This window comes from Paenibacillus sp. FSL L8-0708 (assembly GCF_038009325.1).
Classification (GTDB): Bacteria; Bacillota; Bacilli; order Paenibacillales; family Paenibacillaceae; genus Paenibacillus_AQ; species Paenibacillus_AQ odorifer.
Window position 1 is genome coordinate 5,306,392 of record NZ_JBBPBC010000001.1, and the last position, 18,355, is coordinate 5,324,746.

Annotated in this window: 14 protein-coding genes, 1 pseudogene and 1 riboswitch; of the genes and pseudogenes, 5 read left to right on the forward strand and 10 right to left on the reverse strand. The window is 43.2% G+C overall.

Features of this window, described 5'->3' with window-relative positions:
* Window positions 1-221: 221 nt before the first annotated feature.
* A complete protein-coding gene (locus NYE58_RS25310; protein ID WP_076219781.1) occupies window positions 222-1,178 on the reverse strand; it encodes a DMT family transporter in 957 nt (318 codons plus the stop codon).
* Window positions 1,179-1,304: 126 nt separating this feature from the next.
* Window positions 1,305-1,453: riboswitch (FMN riboswitch) on the reverse strand.
* A gap of 209 nt (window positions 1,454-1,662) precedes the next feature.
* Here NYE58_RS25310 and NYE58_RS25315 point away from each other — a divergent pair.
* On the forward strand, window positions 1,663-2,835 hold the full coding sequence (locus NYE58_RS25315) for a substrate-binding domain-containing protein (protein WP_341003305.1): 1,173 nt from the start codon (window positions 1,663-1,665) through the stop codon (window positions 2,833-2,835).
* A 207-nt stretch (window positions 2,836-3,042) separates the two neighbouring features.
* Window positions 3,043-4,545, forward strand: coding sequence for an N-acetylmuramoyl-L-alanine amidase family protein (locus NYE58_RS25320; RefSeq protein WP_341004297.1), 1,503 nt, complete (start codon window positions 3,043-3,045; stop codon window positions 4,543-4,545).
* A gap of 47 nt (window positions 4,546-4,592) precedes the next feature.
* On the opposite strand, the pseudogene NYE58_RS25325 reads toward NYE58_RS25320, so the two are convergent.
* From NYE58_RS25325 to NYE58_RS25340, 4 genes and pseudogenes are all read right to left on the reverse strand, one after another.
* Window positions 4,593-4,996, reverse strand: a pseudogene (locus NYE58_RS25325) (VOC family protein).
* A gap of 23 nt (window positions 4,997-5,019) precedes the next feature.
* Complete coding sequence (locus NYE58_RS25330; protein WP_076276698.1) at window positions 5,020-6,492, reverse strand: carboxylesterase/lipase family protein; 1,473 nt, start codon at window positions 6,490-6,492, stop codon at window positions 5,020-5,022.
* Between the two features lie 19 nt (window positions 6,493-6,511).
* The gene (locus NYE58_RS25335) at window positions 6,512-7,666 is read right to left on the reverse strand and encodes an AI-2E family transporter (protein WP_076127413.1); all 1,155 of its coding nucleotides are present in this window, start codon (window positions 7,664-7,666) and stop codon (window positions 6,512-6,514) included.
* Between the two features lie 243 nt (window positions 7,667-7,909).
* Window positions 7,910-8,269, reverse strand: a complete 360-nt coding sequence (locus NYE58_RS25340; RefSeq protein ID WP_341003306.1) for a (2Fe-2S) ferredoxin domain-containing protein — start codon at window positions 8,267-8,269, stop codon at window positions 7,910-7,912.
* Window positions 8,270-8,416: 147 nt separating this feature from the next.
* Here NYE58_RS25340 and NYE58_RS25345 point away from each other — a divergent pair, with 147 nt between their 5' ends.
* The 3 genes from NYE58_RS25345 (at window position 8,417) to NYE58_RS25355 (ending at window position 11,496) form a co-directional block, all read left to right on the forward strand.
* Entirely contained in the window at window positions 8,417-10,003 is a 1,587-nt protein-coding gene (locus NYE58_RS25345; protein ID WP_341003307.1) for an AraC family transcriptional regulator, read from the forward strand.
* Window positions 10,004-10,163: 160 nt separating this feature from the next.
* The gene (locus tag NYE58_RS25350; protein ID WP_445671789.1) at window positions 10,164-11,123 is read left to right on the forward strand and encodes an ABC transporter substrate-binding protein; all 960 of its coding nucleotides are present in this window, start codon (window positions 10,164-10,166) and stop codon (window positions 11,121-11,123) included.
* A 142-nt stretch (window positions 11,124-11,265) separates the two neighbouring features.
* On the forward strand, window positions 11,266-11,496 hold the full coding sequence (locus NYE58_RS25355; protein ID WP_076220622.1) for a hypothetical protein: 231 nt from the start codon (window positions 11,266-11,268) through the stop codon (window positions 11,494-11,496).
* Between the two features lie 6 nt (window positions 11,497-11,502).
* On the opposite strand, the gene NYE58_RS25360 is transcribed toward NYE58_RS25355, so the two are convergent.
* The 5 genes from NYE58_RS25360 to NYE58_RS25380 all read right to left on the reverse strand — a co-directional run bounded on the left by NYE58_RS25360 (window position 11,503) and on the right by NYE58_RS25380 (window position 18,293).
* Entirely contained in the window at window positions 11,503-12,600 is a 1,098-nt protein-coding gene (locus tag NYE58_RS25360; protein WP_341003310.1) for a GerAB/ArcD/ProY family transporter, read from the reverse strand.
* 36 nt (window positions 12,601-12,636) lie between these two features.
* Window positions 12,637-13,794, reverse strand: coding sequence for a Ger(x)C family spore germination protein (locus tag NYE58_RS25365; RefSeq protein ID WP_256716083.1), 1,158 nt, complete (start codon window positions 13,792-13,794; stop codon window positions 12,637-12,639).
* 44 nt (window positions 13,795-13,838) lie between these two features.
* On the reverse strand, window positions 13,839-15,350 hold the full coding sequence (locus NYE58_RS25370; RefSeq protein WP_341003313.1) for a spore germination protein: 1,512 nt from the start codon (window positions 15,348-15,350) through the stop codon (window positions 13,839-13,841).
* A 159-nt stretch (window positions 15,351-15,509) separates the two neighbouring features.
* Window positions 15,510-16,535, reverse strand: a complete 1,026-nt coding sequence (locus tag NYE58_RS25375; RefSeq protein ID WP_341003314.1) for an iron-hydroxamate ABC transporter substrate-binding protein — start codon at window positions 16,533-16,535, stop codon at window positions 15,510-15,512.
* A 132-nt stretch (window positions 16,536-16,667) separates the two neighbouring features.
* Window positions 16,668-18,293 (reverse strand): AraC family transcriptional regulator, encoded by a 1,626-nt coding sequence (locus tag NYE58_RS25380; RefSeq protein ID WP_076276695.1) that lies wholly within the window; start codon window positions 18,291-18,293, stop codon window positions 16,668-16,670.
* Between the last annotated feature and the right edge of the window lie 62 nt (window positions 18,294-18,355).

Genomic DNA, 18,355 nt, shown 5'->3' on the forward strand with positions numbered 1-18,355 from the left:
TAATCATGGATTATGTACTCAGCAGCACAGTCATTTTGTGCACTCCCTAATTGTAAACGCTTTATTAACTCTGCTATATGTTACGTTAGAAACATTTCAGCAGTTTTTGCAGTCGATTTGATCTAAGCAAGGAGTAAAATCACATACAAAAAAAGATGATCCGAAAGCCATACGGCTTCGAATCATCTTTATATAGGTAGAACCATTCCACTTCAATCTGCTCAGAGCGTTTGTGGTTTGGACTGTTGATTAGATAAAAAGAATAAAGCGACCCAGATCAAGGCAAATCCGAGAATCTGCGGGATAGTGACCAGCTGTTGGAACACGATCCAGTTAATGATTACTCCCGTCATAGGAAAGCTGAGTTCAGCCAATGTGGCGAAGGAAGCTTTCGTCGTGCTAAGTCCTTTGTAATACAACAACATACTAAGAAGTCCTGGCAGCAAAGCTTGCAGCAATAGATTAACCGCAATAGCTGCCGATGCACCAAACCCGCCATGAATCTGCCACGGGGCACCTTCTAGCGTAGTGATAACAAAAAGTAAAGGAAGCGCAAGGATAAACCGCAGCGAAGTCACTGTCTCATATTTCATAGAACCGAGCAGATAACGTCCCATGACTGTCGATCCCCCCCACAGTGCAGCTGCTCCCAAGGCCATCAGACTGCTAACCCCAATAAAGTTATTCACATGTCCGAAAGGGATACTCCAGCCAAAGGTCAGCAGATAGGTTCCTACCAGCGCCAACACAATGAGTGGTCCGAAATTTTTTGGCAAACGTTCTTTAAGAATTAAAGCAGCGAGACCGATAGCGAATATTGGCTGAAGCTTCTGCAGTAACAGCACCGCATTCAAATCCCCACTGGAAAGTGCCATCGTAAATAGGATCGTCGCCCCGGCAGAGCCTCCCCATGAAACAATCAATAAAGCACCAATCTGGCGAAATCCAATTCCTTTAAGCTCCGCCCGGTGACGCCAAAGAACAGGTGAAGCAGCCAAGAAAAGCACCACATGCTCCAGAAGAACAATTTGCGATGAGGTTAAGGATTTTAACAGGATGATACGAAAGAGCGGATCAACGCCCCATAATGCTGCACCAATCACAACGAGCCAAAATCCACTGCGTAGCGTTGATGTACTGCCAACCTTAGATGATGATGAAGCTGTAACATTACTCATAATTTCCTTCTCCTTGTCGATACAAACCCTCGATAAGAGACCAAAAACCCCCGAATTACCAAAAAGGTAAACTCGGGGGCATTATCAATAAAGACGTACAAGGATAGACTCCTAGCGTCTTTATCTTATGATCCTCTCCCATCCGGACTTTACCGTCGGCTCTGGATTTACACCAGATCAGTCACTTCTCTGCAAGCAGAACAAGTGAGTCGCGGGCTCAGTTCGCTTTGAACATTACCGCCGGTCGGGAATTTCACCCTACCCCGAGAATCTTGTATTCCGTTGTTTTTTTCACAATCTCAGAATAAACCTCTTCTTGCCATTCGTCCAGTACTTTATGAAAATGTACACATTACTTTCATGTTTCGCAGCATTTTATTACATGTTTATTCGTAATTGTTCTACTGCTTCATCCAAAAAACTTCTGTATAATGAAATTATGTTGATTTTTCCATAGTTTAGTAATCATGTCGAGGAGGTTGTTATGAAAGAAGCATTCTGGACGAAATTATTGTTCTCCATTTTTGCCGTTGGAGGAATAGCTTTTTTAGGATTCATAGGTGCTATAATTACTGCGCTTTACGGAGGACTGCTGTTTTATACCCCACTTGTGGCGATCTTAGCGATCGTATTAGCCATCTATGTTGTACTCATCATATTTAATGTGTTGTCCCGAAGAACAAGCAATATTGTATTGTTATCTATCCTCGGACTTAGTTTGCTCGCGACCGCAGGATATGAGATCAAGCAAGCGTACGTCAACAGAATTGCCATGGTCGATGATCGGGAGGTTAATCTGCTACAGTATGAACCCTTTGCTGAAAAGACCAAAGCAGTGAATCTGGACGAGCCTTCTTCCTATCATATCGATAGCGATCTTCCAAGATTGGACGGCGCAACCGCACTTTATCCACTGTATTCAGCTTTCGTTCAATCTACTTATCCTGAGGGTTATTATAATCCGTATGATTTTCAAACAAGTCAAGTAATTTGCAGCAGCACGCCTGAAGCTTACAAGAGATTAATTGAAGGAGAAACCGATATTATATTTGTAGCGGCTCCGTCAATTGCACAACAAAAAGAAGCTAAAAGAAAAGGTGTCGAACTGAAGCTTACGCCGATCGGCCGCGAGGCCTTCGTATTTTTTGTAAACAAACGAAACGACGTAACCGGACTTTCCACCGCTCAACTTAAAGATATTTACGCAGGCAAGATCACAAATTGGAAAGATGTAGGCGGAGCTAATAACCGAATCCGTGCTTTTCAACGACCTGAAGATAGCGGAAGCCAGACGATGTTGCAAAAGTTTATGAAGGACACTCCACTCATGAAGCCGCCTCAAGAAGACGTAGCGGATATTATGAGCGGTATCATTCAACAAACCTCCAGCTATCGAAACTATAAAAATGCACTGGGCTACAGCTTCTTATTTTATGCCTCAGAAATGAATCAAAACGGGGAAATAGCCCTGCTGGCCATCGATGATATCCAACCAGACAAGGAAAGTATTCGTAGTGGACAGTACCCTTTGGCAACAGAATTTTATGCAGTGACCGCGGGAAGCGACAACCCTAATATTCAGCCCTTTCTGGATTGGATTCAATCTGCTCAAGGTCAGAAATTGGTAGAGAAAACAGGTTATACATCGTTAAAATAAAATCTCTCTAGCAAATGAGAGCTATCCCAAATGTTTGGGAAGGCTCTTTTTCTATTTTTATACCGAAAATTTTCCTTTTTATCTGTTGTAGAGCGCAACTTTTGGAAACTATTGTCGTTTATACTTTATACGAGCCTTAAACGGCATCAAAGGAAGAAAAAGTAAGAATTGCTAGAGACCAATAAACGGGGATGGTAGGGATTGCAGATGAAAAAGTTTGGTTTTTTGGCGTTACTGCTGCTTTTGTTGGTGCTGGTTCATCCAGGAACTGGTTATGCCGGCTCTGCGGAAACACACATCAACCTAGACGGCAACGATCTTAAGATTTCAAAAGAAGCACAGGTACAAATTGTAAATGGCAGTGTAATGGTTCCTCTTCGTGTTGTTGCGGAACAGCTTGGTTATACCGTGAAATGGGATAATGTGACCAAGACGGCGATCATTGAGCAAAAGGGAACTACTTTAAAGCTGATCGTGGATAATACGATGGCAGAAGCTTCAGGGAAACAAGTCAAACTGGACAATCCTCCGTTTCTCAGTGGCAGCACAACCCTTGTTCCTTTAAGATTTGTTGGGGAACAGACAGGAACTACTGTCGGTTGGGACAATGTAACCAAAACCGTATATTTAACCTCTCCAGTACCTGAGATTGGGGGAAGCGAACCGGAAATTACGGTTCCACAACCCACTCCAACAGCACCTTCAGACAACGGATCAAACGGGAATACAGCAAATGAAGGGAATAGCTCAGTAGCTACAGTCACCAATCTAAGCTTCATCGATAACCAGCTGGTTATTGCAGTGAACGGCATCATAAAACCTACCGTGTTCACTATGACAGACAAAGACCGAATTGTCGTGGATTTACCGAATACTGGCTTTGGAACCGACTTCCATCAGAATCTGTCCGTAGGAAAGAACCAAAGCGGACAGTTAACGGTTACTGACTATCCTAATGTCTCTGCCGTTCGCTATTCATTATTCAGCAGTTCCCCATCTACCATTCGGATCGTCATTGATCTAAACAGCGCTAATAGCTACAGTCTGATAAATGCTAATGATGGACTTATTATTGTGGATCTTAATGGGACTAGCGTTACGCTTCCTGAAACCACCTTACCAGAAGTACCGGTTATAACTCCTCCACCTTCTACCGGCAACACAGACAAGAAGATAATCGTCATCGATGCAGGACATGGTGGGAAAGATCCAGGGAGTTCAAGTGTTAACAAGCTTAAAGAGAAAGATTTCACCTTACCGACAGCACTGAAAATTGCAGAATTACTAAAGAAAGAACCAAATATCGAGGTTATACTCACGCGCAGTGGCGATACATACCCAACTCTACAGGACAGATCTAACCTCGCCAACAATGTAAAAGCCGATCTATTTATCTCTGTTCATGCCAATAGTATTCCGGCGGGCAGTAAAAGTAACCCTAGTGGCACAGAGACCTATTACACACGTAATGATAGCTTATTATTCGCTCAAACCGTTCACAAATATCTCGCAGTTGCTACAGGACTACAGGACCGAGGGGTTCGTCAAGCAAACTATCATGTAACAAGAGAAACCAAAATGCCCGCAATATTATTAGAATGTGGTTACTTAAGCAATACCAAGGATGAAGCATTGCTGTTTACCCCGGACATCCAAAATAAAATAGCCGAAGCAGTAGTTTTAGGAATCAAAGAATATTTAGGTCGTTAAAAAAATGGGTGTCCCATTAGCCGTTTAGGCTGATAGGACACCCATCTTTATTCGGTAGCAGTGTTCCAAACACTCATTCGTTCCCGCAGATTCGAGGTATGCAGCTCCAGCTGTATACCATCTGGATCTAGAAAATTGACCGTCCAGCCTATTCCCCGTTTGATTGGCCCTCTAATTATGGGCACATTCTGGGTTTGCAATCCTTGGACGGCTTCCTTAAAATGTTCCTCTGCAATACTAAAAGCGATGTGATCTACCCCGACCCCTTTATCTGCAATCGCCATATAATCAGGCTTTTCAAGAAGACATATCCAGGCACTTCCCATTCCAGATAAGCATCAGTTTTACCTCTATGAACTAGCTGAAGGCCCAGAATTCCTGTGTAGAAATTCAGGGAATTTGCTAAATTACTGACATTTACGGTCACATGGTTAAAACCTTCTACCTGCATCTTTATTCAGCCTCTCAAACTTCTTAAGCCAGCATAGTGACAATTCTTTTGCGTTTCTCTGACTCAGGATCATAAGCTACATGCGTATCTTCATCAAAGATCAAGGTAGCCCGTTCCTCCAGATTGTATTTCGGCCATACCCTCTCTGCTGTAGCCGGATTTCCTTGATGAGCGAAAGCAATCCAAGCGTCATGCATAACTTCAGCCAACTTCTGCATCGTTGGATTAATTTCTGCCCTAAGATGGGTTAGATGAGATAGATTATTAAAGGCATAAACGATTTCTGCACTATGCACAGCTTTATTTAACAAAGGATGCCCTGGGATCGTGCCGTCAAAACGGTACATCCAGACTGGTGCATAATTCAATTGGTTTTCCGCCAGAGACACCGAGGTTGCCCAGAAGTAAAGATCCGTTAGAATTTCAGCTTGTCCCTCCCAGGTGGAAGAATAATGGTTAGCAATTTCCTTCAGACTCCCAGTACCCATCATCTGCTCCAGCGCCTTGAGTGATTCGTCAAAGTCTGCCTCAGGTGATTCTTCTCTGAAGAACAAGTTGCCCTCATCGCGATTGGTTCCGATCAATAGCGGAATACCATGTGCCGATCCTTCTGCCACAGCCTGTGCTGGTTCTACAGGAAGTATGTCCCCATCAATGACAGGCTGAAATAACATGCCAATTGAGCCACCCGTTAACTTTTTAGTCATTCTTGCGGCTGCATCGATAATTTGTTCAGAAGAAAATGTTTGCAGAAGACTGGCATCTCCATCTGGGGCAATCCCTAATTCAGCTAGCAGTGCAGCTGCAATGTACTTTCCTTGCTCGTTAGGCAGCGTCTGAGCAGCCCCACTTTGCATAATCGCGCCAGCGAACAACCCCTTCGCTGCTGGCATAGCCAAAAGGGCTGCGATACTCATACTCCCTGCTGACTCTCCGAATACAGTTACCCGCTGCGGGTCCCCGCCAAAAGCAGCAATATTCAGTTTTACCCATTCCAGCGCGGCAATTTGATCCAATAATCCTTGATTAGAAGCAAGCCCATGGGCAAATGGAGACAAATTCATGAATCCAAATGGACCCAGCCGATAGTTAATGGTCACTAAAATTACTTTGCCTCGCTCAGCGAAGCTTGTGCCGTCAAACTGCGGCTGACTTCCAGCCCCGGTCACAAACGTCCCCCCGTGAATCCAGAACATAACAGGCAGGGGCTCATCATGAACTGCTGGCGCCCAAATATTTAAATACAGACAATCCTCGGAATGAAGCGGCGTCTTGCCACCGAACCGAGTACCTCTCGTATCCGCTGGCTGATGACTAACTGGACCAAATTCAGAAGCATCTCTAATCCCATCCCAGGCCTCTGGTGGCTGTGGTGCACGAAACCGAAGTTCTCCAACAGGTGGAGCTGCAAAAGGGATCCCGCGCCAAATGTTCACGTCCCCCTCCTGTATTCCTTGAAGCTTACCGTAAGAGGTTACTGCTATTGGTCCTCCCATTACATTTCACCCTTCCACATTATTCCTTATTCTCTTCAATCTGTTTATATAAGCCGGATCGAAACCGGAACCATTCAAAAAGATGTGTAAATACCACCTTAAGTACCGCATAACCCGGAACTGCAAGGATAATCCCCAGAATTCCAAACATTTTACCTGCGAATATAATTACAAAAATAATGGTTATCGGATGAATCTTCAACGTCTTGCCCATGATCTGTGGTGAGATGAATTTCCCTTCAATCAGCTGAACAGCTGTCCACACGATAATCATCTTCAGCAGCATAAATGGAGAAGTGACCATCGCCACAATTAGGGCAGGTGTAATCGCGATTGCCGGGCCCAGATAAGGAACAACTGCTGTACAAGCAGCAGCGATAGCCAGAACGAGAGAGTACTCCAAACCAATGATTAAATAGCCAATATAGAGCAGCAGACCAATACAGCAGCTGACTATAATTTGCCCGCGTATGTAAGAGGATACCTGACTGTTCATCTCCGACATGACCATACGAGTCTGCGGCTGCAGAGAAGTAGGTACAAACTTCAGAATATAATCCGGCAATTTTTTCCCATCGCGAAGCAAGTAGAACAAAATAAATGGCGTCGTTACAACCGCCAAGACAATCTCTGTAAGGGCTCCTACAAAGCTGCCAACACCCGTCAAGGCATTATTCAGAAAAGAACTGCCCCACGCTGTTATCTTAGATGTTATCTCACTTAGGTTCGTTCCGATACTGTCTTGAACTTGCCCAAAGAACTCCGTACCGGTCAGATCCATAAACCGTTCTTGAATTAATTCACTATACCTTGGAAAATTGTCGATCAATCCTGATAGCTGAGTCCGTATAATTGGAATGACCATAAACAAAACCAGCGTGATGATACCAGCAATCAACAAATATAGGATGATTATTGCATATACACGTTTTATTCGGGATCTTTTCTCCATCCGATCTACCAACGGATTCAGCAAATAATAAGCTATACCTGCCAGTAATAATGGTGCGGCCACGGTGTGCAGCAATACTGATATCGGCTTAAAAATAAACGGTATTTTGGAGAATACCAGAATATTAATTCCAACCAGCAGCATAATGAGCAGCACTACTACAAATTTATTATTCAGAAAAAATTTTTTGAACTTCTCTGGCCACACCTGCAGCCTCTCCATCGTACCCTCTCCCCTATAAACCATCATATATACTGTGTTATTTCATTCACTTTTTAATAGCATAGTCAACGTTAGCCCTGCAAGTCAAATTTGATGTCCTTAATTAAGCACACAGTCCTATTACGAGTCTGGTCATGATCCGATTCAATCATAATCCTCCCCTGTTTATAAATAAATAACCCTGCACGAGATATTCCTCTGTACAGGGTTAGAACCGCAACTAAAAGGTACTCCCAAGCCTTGCTATTTTTTCTTTTTCCCTTTAGCGCCCTTTTCATTTGAAGCAATCAATTGTCCATCATAGGTGTATAACACGTGACCTTCAAGCTTCTCCCCCTGTAAATGTTTCCGCACTAATGATTTCGCCAGCTTAGGTGTAATCTCTTTGTACCATACACCTTCGGGATAAGCGATCACCACACAAGCATCTGAACATCTTCCATTACAACGGGTCACAGTCGTATGTATAAGACTTTGTGCGCCCTGCTTCTCAATCTCATCTTCTATCGCTTCAGCTACCTCTTCACCTTTTTGTTTCTTGCAGCTGCTACCGTTACATATTAACAAGTGACTTACGGTTCCTTGTAAATTCCAGGTCGTCATGGATCTTCAACCCCTTCCTATCAGCTAACCCTATTCCGTTCGTGGATTATTTTAAACACTATCATAAGCATCATTATAGTCAATAGTAAGAAAGACTGTTATACTATAAATGAGAATGATTATCAATGAAAAGAAGGGGATTACTACATGCAGATCCAATCCGACGGGATGCCTTATCCATCCCATCCTTTTTATATGCCCCTTCGGGTCATCAGCTTATCGGGAAGAACCAACTGCACAACCCCGAACATCCCTTCTACTAATTCCAGCCTTATGATAATCTGGGATGGGAAAGGTTTTCTTGAAATAGACGGTAAGCTACACAAGGTCATGGCCGGAAGCTTAATAGCCCTTAGTAGTTCTTCTTTATTGAAGATGGAACCTGAATTACAGTTAAAGGGGATATGGATTGAGTATTCCTGTATACCCCAGAGTAAAGATGAGGACATTTTTATAAATGACAACTCCCCTGTCCACCATGCCTCTACACGTTTGACAGCCTTGGCAGGTGAGCTTTACAGTGCCTGGATAGACGCTGATAAGCAAAAGCCGTTTAGGGTCCAGCAGCTATTCACCCAGTTCCTAGTGGAGCTTCATAGTGAACTGACATCCCGTAAAGAAAGATCAAGCAGTTGGATGGAGCAAGTGACGGAGTATATAGAAGCTCATTACAATGAAGATATCACACGGGATCAAATGGCTGCTTTAGCTGAAGTGAGCCCTGAGCACTTTTCGCGAGCCTTTCGCAAATCAATAGGTCTATCCTTCAGTGCTTATATTACACTATTAAGAATCCGAAAAGCCCAGCAACGAATTCTCACCAGTTCCCCCAATCTGACTACTTTGGCACATGAGGTTGGTTACGAAGAGGGAACTTATTTGAGCCGAAAATTCAAGCAGCTTGTTGGCGTTTCACCTACAGCCTACCAGAATAAGAATAAACGGGTCGTTGCCCTGAACTATAATCACACCGCTAGCCTGCGAGTACTGGAAATCATGCCTCAACTCGGGGTTTATTCCGAATGGCAACATAGCTTGGAACAAGTTCCCGCTTCCAAACAGCTTCAAATGAGCGAGGGCAAATTTTCATTACTCTATGACTCAGTAGCTGCGGTAAAGCCAGATGTCATTATCGGCTACAGTCTACCGGACAATAAGATTCTGACTCCTGTTGCTCCGGTTATTGAGCTGCCCTTTATGCAAATGAGTTGGCGAGAGCAATTTGCTCTGATTGCCGAGGTTGTGAATCGACGACAGCGTGCTGAACAGTGGCTAAGTCATTATGACAGTCTTTGTCTTACTGCCAACGGGTTATTAAACCATGCAATAGGAATGGAGAGAGGTACAGCTATCGTGTGGGAGGTTAGCTCCCGATCCGCCTACTGTTTCAGTAGCAGCTTCGGCAGAGGTTGCCAAATTTTATACGGTGATCTTGGCTTCAAGCCCCCCTCCGTAATTATTGAAAAAGGGATCACCGATTCCGGATATTTAGAGGCATCTATTGAGGATATCGTATCGTTTCCTGCTGACCATATTATTATCACCAGCATCCCTTCATCTTCTGAGGGAAGACAACGTTTTACTCGCCTACTACATTCTAAAGCTTGGAAGCAATTAGATGCAGTACGTAACGGACGGGTATATATTCTGAACCAAGGTGATATGTTCTACGGATTTGACCCACTGTCCTCACAGGCACAGCTTCAAGAATTGCTACGGGTAATGACATCATAAATTTGCATAAGCTGAGATCATATCCGTCCATAGTAAATACCCGGTGAAGCTTGTAAAGTTCTTATTGAGAATGATAATCAATATACATAGGAGGAACAACAAATTGCATAATCCAGGAAAAAATAGCACCAAACAATCCCATTGGCTTCTTTTTCCCCTCATGCTGGCATTAATTCTAGTCATATCAGCTTGCGGGAATTCCAATAATTCTGTGGGGAATACAGGCAGTAACACCAGCAACACATCAGCGGCTACTACAGCACCTACCGAAACTAGTCAACCAACAGAAACTACGGAAACAGCTGCTCTAAAAAAGGTCACTACTATAAATGGTGATATTGAAATTCCTGTTCAACCTAAAAGGATTGTCGCTGAGGAATACCTGGGCAGTCTGATTGCGCTAGATACCATCCCTGTTGGTGCTCCCGGATTAACACTGGAGAATATGTATTTTAAGGAGGCACTTACTGGAGTTGCAGACACTGGAACTTACGGCAAAATGTCACCTGAAAAAATCATCGCACTTAATCCTGATTTGATTATTTCTGGACAAGCTGAAAGCTATGAAGCACTAAGCAAAATTGCTCCAACCATCGTTGTGCCATATGGTGATCTGAAAGATGCTCATGCCGAATTAACCTATTTCGGAGAACTCCTTGGTAAAGAAGAGGAAGCCAAAAGCTGGCTTGCAGATTACGACAAACGGATAGCTGAAGCTAAAGCCAAAGTAGACAAAGTACTCCCTGCAGATGCAACGTTTTCCATCATGGAAGACGGCGGAAAATCCATTTGGGCCTATGGCGATAACTTTGGCCGAGGTGGACAGCCTGTCTATCAGGCGCTGGGTCGAAAGCCCCCTACAGCTGTGGCCGCAGAAATTATGGAGAAGCAATGGGCGGAAATCTCTACAGAGGCACTCGCTAAATACGCAGGAGACTATATTATCTTAACTTCCAATAACCGTACAGAAGCTGATTACAAAGCTGATCCAATCTGGAGTAGCCTACCCGCTGTCAAAAATGGCCATCTCTATGTATGGAAAGAAGAACGTTCCTGGTACTATGATCCAATTGCCGTGTTATCCCAGACCGAAGAGCTGGCTGCTTGGCTTACACAATAAAATGCGCTTAAATTAGAATCCCCTACTGCTTCCAACAACATTGGAGCAGTAGGGGATTTGTTATTTCTTTTGACTACAAAAACACTCAAGAGGTAATAATACATTTAGCCTAAGGTTAATCTAGCAAATGGAGTTGATCATTATGAAATTACTATCACTATATTTCATGCTTGCTTTTATGGGGTTGCTGATGGCAGTAATCATCGACCTTTTATCAGGAGAAACCCTCACCACTTCAATGCGGACGATCTATGACTCCTTTGCAGCTACAAGCATACAGGAATCAATAACTATGCTCGTTTTTATCTCCTTACCTTTTGTTAATACAATTACATCCTCTATCCGAAATAGAAGCAATAAATCCATCAAATAAAATAAACTAACCTATGCTTCCTAATTTTCTGCGGATGTAATGAACGATAAACAAGAGAATAGGTACAGCGGCACAGAAATACGGCAAAATATATTTCAGAAATATCCTTCCTTCGTCCATATGTATCGGATAATTCGCTGAACTAATAAAAGCCCCGAACAAAACAACAATACCAACGGGAACAGCGAGCTTCCTGCTGTCTTGCACCTTGAATAGATCTGCAGTGACTACCATTGCAGCATAGCAATATACTGACATTTTAAAAAATACTCCAATGATTAAGGTTAAGAGCACAAGCGCGTCCAAACGTTGAATGAAATTGGCCAGGTTTACTAACGTTATCGTAGTGAACATCGGAAAATTGGCTCTACTGTAGATTTCTGTTCCTAGAACGGATATTTCGATGGCATGGGTAAAACTGAGTAATAATCCGCATAAAGTCATTGCGATGATTCCGGTTCTTTTTGCTACCTTGGTTTTTTTGATATGAGGTAAAATCGTAGTGAAACATACCATCTCCCCGAACGGAAATAGCCATATATTCAGATAGGCTGATTTTAATGCATTCTTCCAATCCGAGGCCTGTAACGGAAACAAGTTATCTAGTTTTACAAGTCCGGCGGCAATAACCAAAAAGCAACTGGTCAAGCCCAACAATATTATAATCAGCATATAAATCTCAGCCGCCCGCGCAAACACCTCAATCCCCTTATTTAAGATGTAAATTACCGCAACAACCATCATTGCATAAATGATGAACACGGGTGTTCTGTCGTAAGAAGCAGCTATTAACAACTCACCTGATTCATGCAGATTTCGAGAGCCATTGAAGAGAAGGATTGGAATGTATGTTAAGCTTAACGGCCAGCCTATAACATTGCCCAGTATCTTTCTTGTATACCCGCTAATAATCATGCCGGGATATTGCCGGTATAAATAAACATAAATTAAATACAAAAGAAGTCCACCGGGCAAAGCTAACAGAATAGCAATCCAGACAGCATGGCCACTTTCAAGTCCAATCGGTACCACAAGGGCCGTTCCCAATTCAAACAAAAAAATCAAAGCAAATAATTGACTCACGCTGATGGTTTCTTTTTTCATAAAGTGGCCTTCTCCCACCTTTCTCACTGAACCCTGTCATTTTTCCTTTAACAATTTTGGCTCTAACCTCATTCCTACACTGCGAATATATGCTTCCACAGAAACGTCTACTTCCGCTTCGGCGAACACTGACTCCCAATTGTCCTTAACGGTCTCCCACGCTTTTGGGTTTATACGCTTCAGTTCATTCCCGAAATTGAAAATATCGCATTTCATAGTTTGAGCAGCCTGTAAGGCTTGGGTTATTTCCTGTTTAGTTTTAAGAGCCACTTGTTGTTCCAATTGAACGATTACCTCTCTATTACTTAGCTCAATATAACTCTGAGCCTCACTAAGTGTCCCCTCTTCCACAACATTTACATGAATGACGGGTACTTTATTGCGGAGTTCAATCTTAATTTTTGTTTTTGAATGATTAATATTCACGGCTATCGAATCCTTAACCTCATCTGAATCTACATTAATACTGGTTTCATTAATCTCGTTCTGTACCCACAGTGCCCCCCGGGCAAGAGGTCCATCCAGCCATCCCTGAAGAACCCCTTTTTTCAATACGCTAAGCCCGCTCATTGTGACAAGTGCTTTTACTTTAGTTTGCTCCATCCCGGATTTTTTAGCTCCTTCTTCAGCGTCTCCAAGAATTCTGGCTCCGGATATCACTACTGACCCTTCTCCACTGAGACCATTAATTAGCTCAAAAACATTGATATCCCGGCTTTCTCCATATATTCTAGCGGTATTTTTACTCTTTTTAATAATCCCTATTGCAGGCAGGCTTTCTACTGGAAGTAATAGTTTCAGAATAGAGGATGCTTCCGTATCTCTGGCTACAATAACATTCGTGTTGAGCCGCAGCTCATGGGACCTTTCAAAGATGTCAAAAATCCCATCAATACCGCTCTTCACTGTAGATTCGCCTAAAACTAATAGCTGCGTGTGTGCAAAAAACATCTGTCTTGCCGCCTTTTTTGAAGTCTTGCGAAAAGCGCCAAAGATCGTACGGTCCGTAGAAGAATAAATAGTGACCGTGGGTTGTCCGGTGCTAGCTCCTGCACTTGTAGCTGTTGAGGATGGATTCACAATCTGAAAAGTAACATGATATTCCTCTTTATTCGGTACTTTATCCACGCCTATACCAGTCACAATGCCTAAATTGTTTAATTCCCTACTGTTCCAGCAGCTTGTCAGCAACATTAAGCAGCATATACAAATAAATGAACGCATCATCCATCCGATCTTCATTTGCCACTACCCGGCTTTCCATCATTCACCTTAAGTCGAGTATTATTCTTTTGGCTAACAAGACGCGGCCGAGTTCTCATATATTTCAAAGGCACGCGCAGGATGGAATCCTTCTGATTCTCAGCGATAAAAGGGCCAAACGGAGACATATAGGGAAATCCCAACGATTTCAAGCTACACATATGAGCAACCATAATAAAAGTAAAGATCGTTATTCCATAAAGCCCCATAAAGGCTGCAATAAACATAATGATGAAACGCAAGATGCGTATGGAAAGAGCCATATTAAAAGCAGGAGTAGCAAAGCTGGATATTCCTGTAAGTGAAACTACAATAACCATTGCAGGTGAGACAATACCCGCTTGCACCGCTGCCTGACCCAACACTAAGCCGCCGATAATCGATACAGTTTGACCTATAGGGGATGGCATACGAATTCCTGCTTCACGTATAATCTCAAAGGTAAATTCCATCAGCATAGCCTCAATAAAGGCCGGAAATGGAACCCCCTCCCTTTGCGAAGCGAAATTAATAAGTAGGGCTGTTGGGATCATTTCTTGATGAAAATTCAGAATCGCAATAAAGAGTGCTGGGCCAAATAACGAAATAATAAGGCAAATAAATCTCAATACTCGAATCAAAGTCGTAATATCATAACGCTGGTAGTAATCTTCAACTGCATGTAAAAACATAAAAAAGGAAGTGGGTGCAATCAGCACAAACGGGGTTCCATCCACAAAAATAGCAACTCGTCCTTCTAAAAGATTTCCAGCCACACTGTCAGGACGTTCAGTATTGTATAGTGTTGGGAATGGGGAAAAGGGAGTGTCTTCTAAAAATTGCTCAATGTATCCAGATTCCAGAATCCCGTCTATATCAATACTTTGCAGCTTAGTTCTAAGCTCATGTAAGGTATTATCATTGACGATCCCATGGATATACATAATAGATACATTCGTTTGGGTTACGTCACCTATCTTCATCGACTCCACCCAGAGATTAGGGCTTTTTATTTTCCTGCGTACCAGAGAGATATTCGTCCCAATAGATTCCGTAAAGCCTTCCTTGGAGCCACGAATGGCTACTTGAGTTGTAGCGTCCGATACCGTTCTAACCTCACCGCCGCTTGTATTCCCTCTGATTGCTTCCCTTATCCCGTCTATCCAAAGAATGGTATCTCCAGAGAATAAAGCCTCAAAAAGCACATCCCAATCTCTAACTGTCTGTTCTTCTCCGATTCCTCTCGCCACTTCTTTCATATACAAAAAGATGTCCTCAGCCGATGTGATCACTGGGTTTTCTTCACTTAGCTTATCGAACGACATCGCATGCTCCACGAACTCATTGACCATCAATTTTTCTATTAATCCCTCAATATATACGGCAGCTACCTCAACCTGTGTGGTGGTGGATTTAATTCTACGAATAACAATATCAGGGCTATGGCCAAGTCTTTCTTGAAGCTCTTTAAGATTATCGTCCAAAATAGTAGAGTTCAAGGGTTCCATAATCAACACCTCCTGCCCATACTATTTGTTCTTGATTGCTTTTTTATGCAACTAATGGAATTTGTAATCTGCCTTAGCTTGGAAAATGAATACGCAAAAGGGATGTCCCTGAGCTACTATAGCTCCGCGAACATCCCCTTTTACTCTTTTGAAATTAACTTATTGAAGAGACTTCAGCAACGTAACTATCTCATCCAGCTGCTTGTCCAGCGCATAAGCATCGGAGAGATAATAAGTTTTAAGATCGTAGGTGAATACATGACCCGCCTTAACAGCAGGTAGGCTTTGCCAGAAGACACTGTCCAGAATGTCCAGCTTATCCTGCTCCACACCACGGCTGAAGCCTTGGAAGATATAATCAGCTTCTCCTAAGTACTCGGGCAACGCTTCGAGTGAGAGGGAAGCCCAGCCTTCTTTAAAGGCTGCCTCTTGGACAAGATCAGGTGCATGCAGCCCCAATCCGTTATATATAATCTCTCCACCACGCCCATATGACGAACCATATAAATACAGCTCTTTACCGGCAATTTCAAAGATCGCCACTTTTTTATCAGCTGCGATCAGATCAGACAATTCCGCTTTCTTCGCTTCCAGCTTCTGATTGAAATCCGCCACCCACTTTACAGCCTGCTGCTCCTTGTTCAAGATTTTCCCGATCTCGATCAATCGTTCCTTATAGTCGTATTTGCCCCAAGGAATAAAGACCGTTGGAGCAATCTTTGAGATTTGCTCATAGGTATCTTCCTGATAAGTGATAATCAAGTCCGGTTCGAGGCTCGTTATTTTCTCCAGGGACACCGTCATGTCATCGCCTACTACTTCAACACTGGTCAGTGCCTCTTTGAAATATGGATGGTTCAGGATGTCATTCCCGGCAACGGCAATGGGCGTCACGCCAAGCGTCAGAAGATCACCAATAAAGTCTTGTACCGGGATCACAACTCTTTGTGGATTGCGTGGAATCTGCACCGGGCCTTTATCGCTTTCGTATGTCCAGTACTCTGCATCAGCAGCCGGCTCCGAGCTGGCAACTACAGAATCATTAGTGCTTTTAGCCACTTCAGCCGACGTGCTAGCTGGAGCATTCCCCTGATTAGCTGCTTGTCCGCATGCGCTCAACAGCAGCACCAGCGTAAGCATAACGGCTATCATGCTTGTTTTTCCTAACGATATTATTTTGTACAATGTAAATCCCCCTTGAGACTTTATATTATTATGATATTGATAATCAATATCATTTAGATCTTTGTTTAATATACCGTCTCCGCGGGAAAACATATATACACGCTAATACATCAATTTTGCTATGGACGATTGTCAGCTTAAATTATGGCCGGTTAACAAATCTGTCTGTATCTCCAATTGGCGTTCGAGCGCAAGCCCTTCGCTGCCCCAAAATTCCTCAAGCTTCAGGTAATATATGCGTTCATTCCTGAATGCTGGAAGATTGCGCCAAACCGCACTTTTACTAATCCGTTTACGTGTCCTCGACATCCAGTCCTCTTGTCCTGATACAACCACAAACATATGGTCAGCCGCGTATATTGGCAATTCCGACAGTGAGATGCATAAATGATCATTCCGCTCCAGAACATCTGACCTTACCTTGTCCGGTGGAGTTAACCCCAGCATTGGATACAGATTGTACACCCCGCGGGCTGTATGATTCCAGATATAAATACTGTTATCTTGCCTGATCTCATACACCGCTACCGTTTCACCAGATTCAATTAGTGAGGACAAGCGCTGCTTGGCCAAATCTATTTTCAAATGATAGTGCCTTATCCATGCCTCTGCCCGCTCCTCTTCTCCCAGCAGTCTGCCGAATAAACGAATCTGTTCCAGGCGGTCCATTTTATCACACTCTACCGTAACTAGTGGACCCAACTTCTCCATGCATTTAAGCTGACGGGGGCTCAGATAGGTTGGTGCAATAACTAAATCGGCTTCCAGCCCAGGCCATTCTGCTTCCTCCGGACATCCCTGCAACTCAAATGATCGTACACCCGCCAGTTCCGGCAGCAAAAGCAAGGAGTAATTCATCACATCTTCTTCAACCGCGACAGGCTTCACACCCAGCGCAAGTAAATCCCCTAAAAATTGCAACGCTACTATCCGCTTTGGTTTGGGACGCAAACGGAACTCTGTTGGGGTCATCCCGGTGACTTGCTTGAATTTCCGGCTCAGATATAGTCCATCTGTATAGCCTACTTTTTGCGAAATTTCCTGTATGGTTGCTTTGCTGGACATCAAGTGTTTTTTCGCTTTATTTACTCTTAAATGCGCTACATATTCGGTGAAGCTCCAACCCGTCTGCTTGCGGAACCATACTGAGAAATAACGAGGATTGAAGCCCATCATTCGAGACATCATCTCCCGCGTAATCTCCCTTTGCAAATTCTGGTGGATAAAAGAGAGCATTCTGAAATATGAACTATCCGTAATGTCTGCTTCAGCGTCAGCCTCTACGACCAGTTGATGTAGCTGATACAGCAAGGATTGAATTCTATCTGCCTGTGCTTCTAAATTATTGGCAGCAACGTCTTCCAATTCGCTGAATAAGCGGGTTATTTTATTCGTCGTACGTATAGGTAAAATCCCATTGACCGGAAAAATTTCACGGCAAAGTCCATAGACCAATTCTTGCTCAGTGCTATTACTTAGCCCATATACCTCATAGGAGATTGCTAGAACAGAGATAACGGTCTCTAATGGAGCATTAATTTGATAAGTCGCACCTGCGCTTAGAAAAAGAATTTCACCATTTTTAAGAGCTACTGTCTCTCCTTCTATGGTTATTTGAACGATAGCTTCTATTGGTGTCAGGAAGAGTGGGGACTGGGCAATCTGGGGTTTACTAATGTGACCGCCGCCGCATTGGCGTTTTCCTGCCTCTTTTAACAGATAAATTCTATGAACCGGGTTATTATTAGATAGCTTCATTCCTGCTCCCTTCCAGACTTCTAGACTTAATAACTCATAAAATATAAAGCAAGCGTATAAGG

Excerpts from the sequence above, each read along its gene's own strand:
- NYE58_RS25310 (WP_076219781.1), bottom strand. The coding sequence starts at position 1,178 with ATGAGTAATGTTACAGCTTCATCATCATCTAAGGTTGGCAGTACATCA.
- NYE58_RS25315 (WP_341003305.1), top strand. The coding sequence starts at position 1,663 with ATGAAAGAAGCATTCTGGACGAAATTATTGTTCTCCATTTTTGCCGTT.
- NYE58_RS25320 (WP_341004297.1), top strand. The coding sequence starts at position 3,043 with ATGAAAAAGTTTGGTTTTTTGGCGTTACTGCTGCTTTTGTTGGTGCTG.
- NYE58_RS25330 (WP_076276698.1), bottom strand. The coding sequence starts at position 6,492 with ATGGGAGGACCAATAGCAGTAACCTCTTACGGTAAGCTTCAAGGAATA.
- NYE58_RS25335 (WP_076127413.1), bottom strand. The coding sequence starts at position 7,666 with ATGGAGAGGCTGCAGGTGTGGCCAGAGAAGTTCAAAAAATTTTTTCTG.
- NYE58_RS25340 (WP_341003306.1), bottom strand. The coding sequence starts at position 8,269 with ATGACGACCTGGAATTTACAAGGAACCGTAAGTCACTTGTTAATATGT.
- NYE58_RS25345 (WP_341003307.1), top strand. The coding sequence starts at position 8,417 with ATGCAGATCCAATCCGACGGGATGCCTTATCCATCCCATCCTTTTTAT.
- NYE58_RS25350 (WP_445671789.1), top strand. The coding sequence starts at position 10,164 with ATGCTGGCATTAATTCTAGTCATATCAGCTTGCGGGAATTCCAATAAT.
- NYE58_RS25355 (WP_076220622.1), top strand. The coding sequence starts at position 11,266 with ATGAAATTACTATCACTATATTTCATGCTTGCTTTTATGGGGTTGCTG.
- NYE58_RS25360 (WP_341003310.1), bottom strand. The coding sequence starts at position 12,600 with ATGAAAAAAGAAACCATCAGCGTGAGTCAATTATTTGCTTTGATTTTT.
- NYE58_RS25365 (WP_256716083.1), bottom strand. The coding sequence starts at position 13,794 with ATGTTGCTGACAAGCTGCTGGAACAGTAGGGAATTAAACAATTTAGGC.
- NYE58_RS25370 (WP_341003313.1), bottom strand. The coding sequence starts at position 15,350 with ATGGAACCCTTGAACTCTACTATTTTGGACGATAATCTTAAAGAGCTT.
- NYE58_RS25380 (WP_076276695.1), bottom strand. The coding sequence starts at position 18,293 with ATGAAGCTATCTAATAATAACCCGGTTCATAGAATTTATCTGTTAAAA.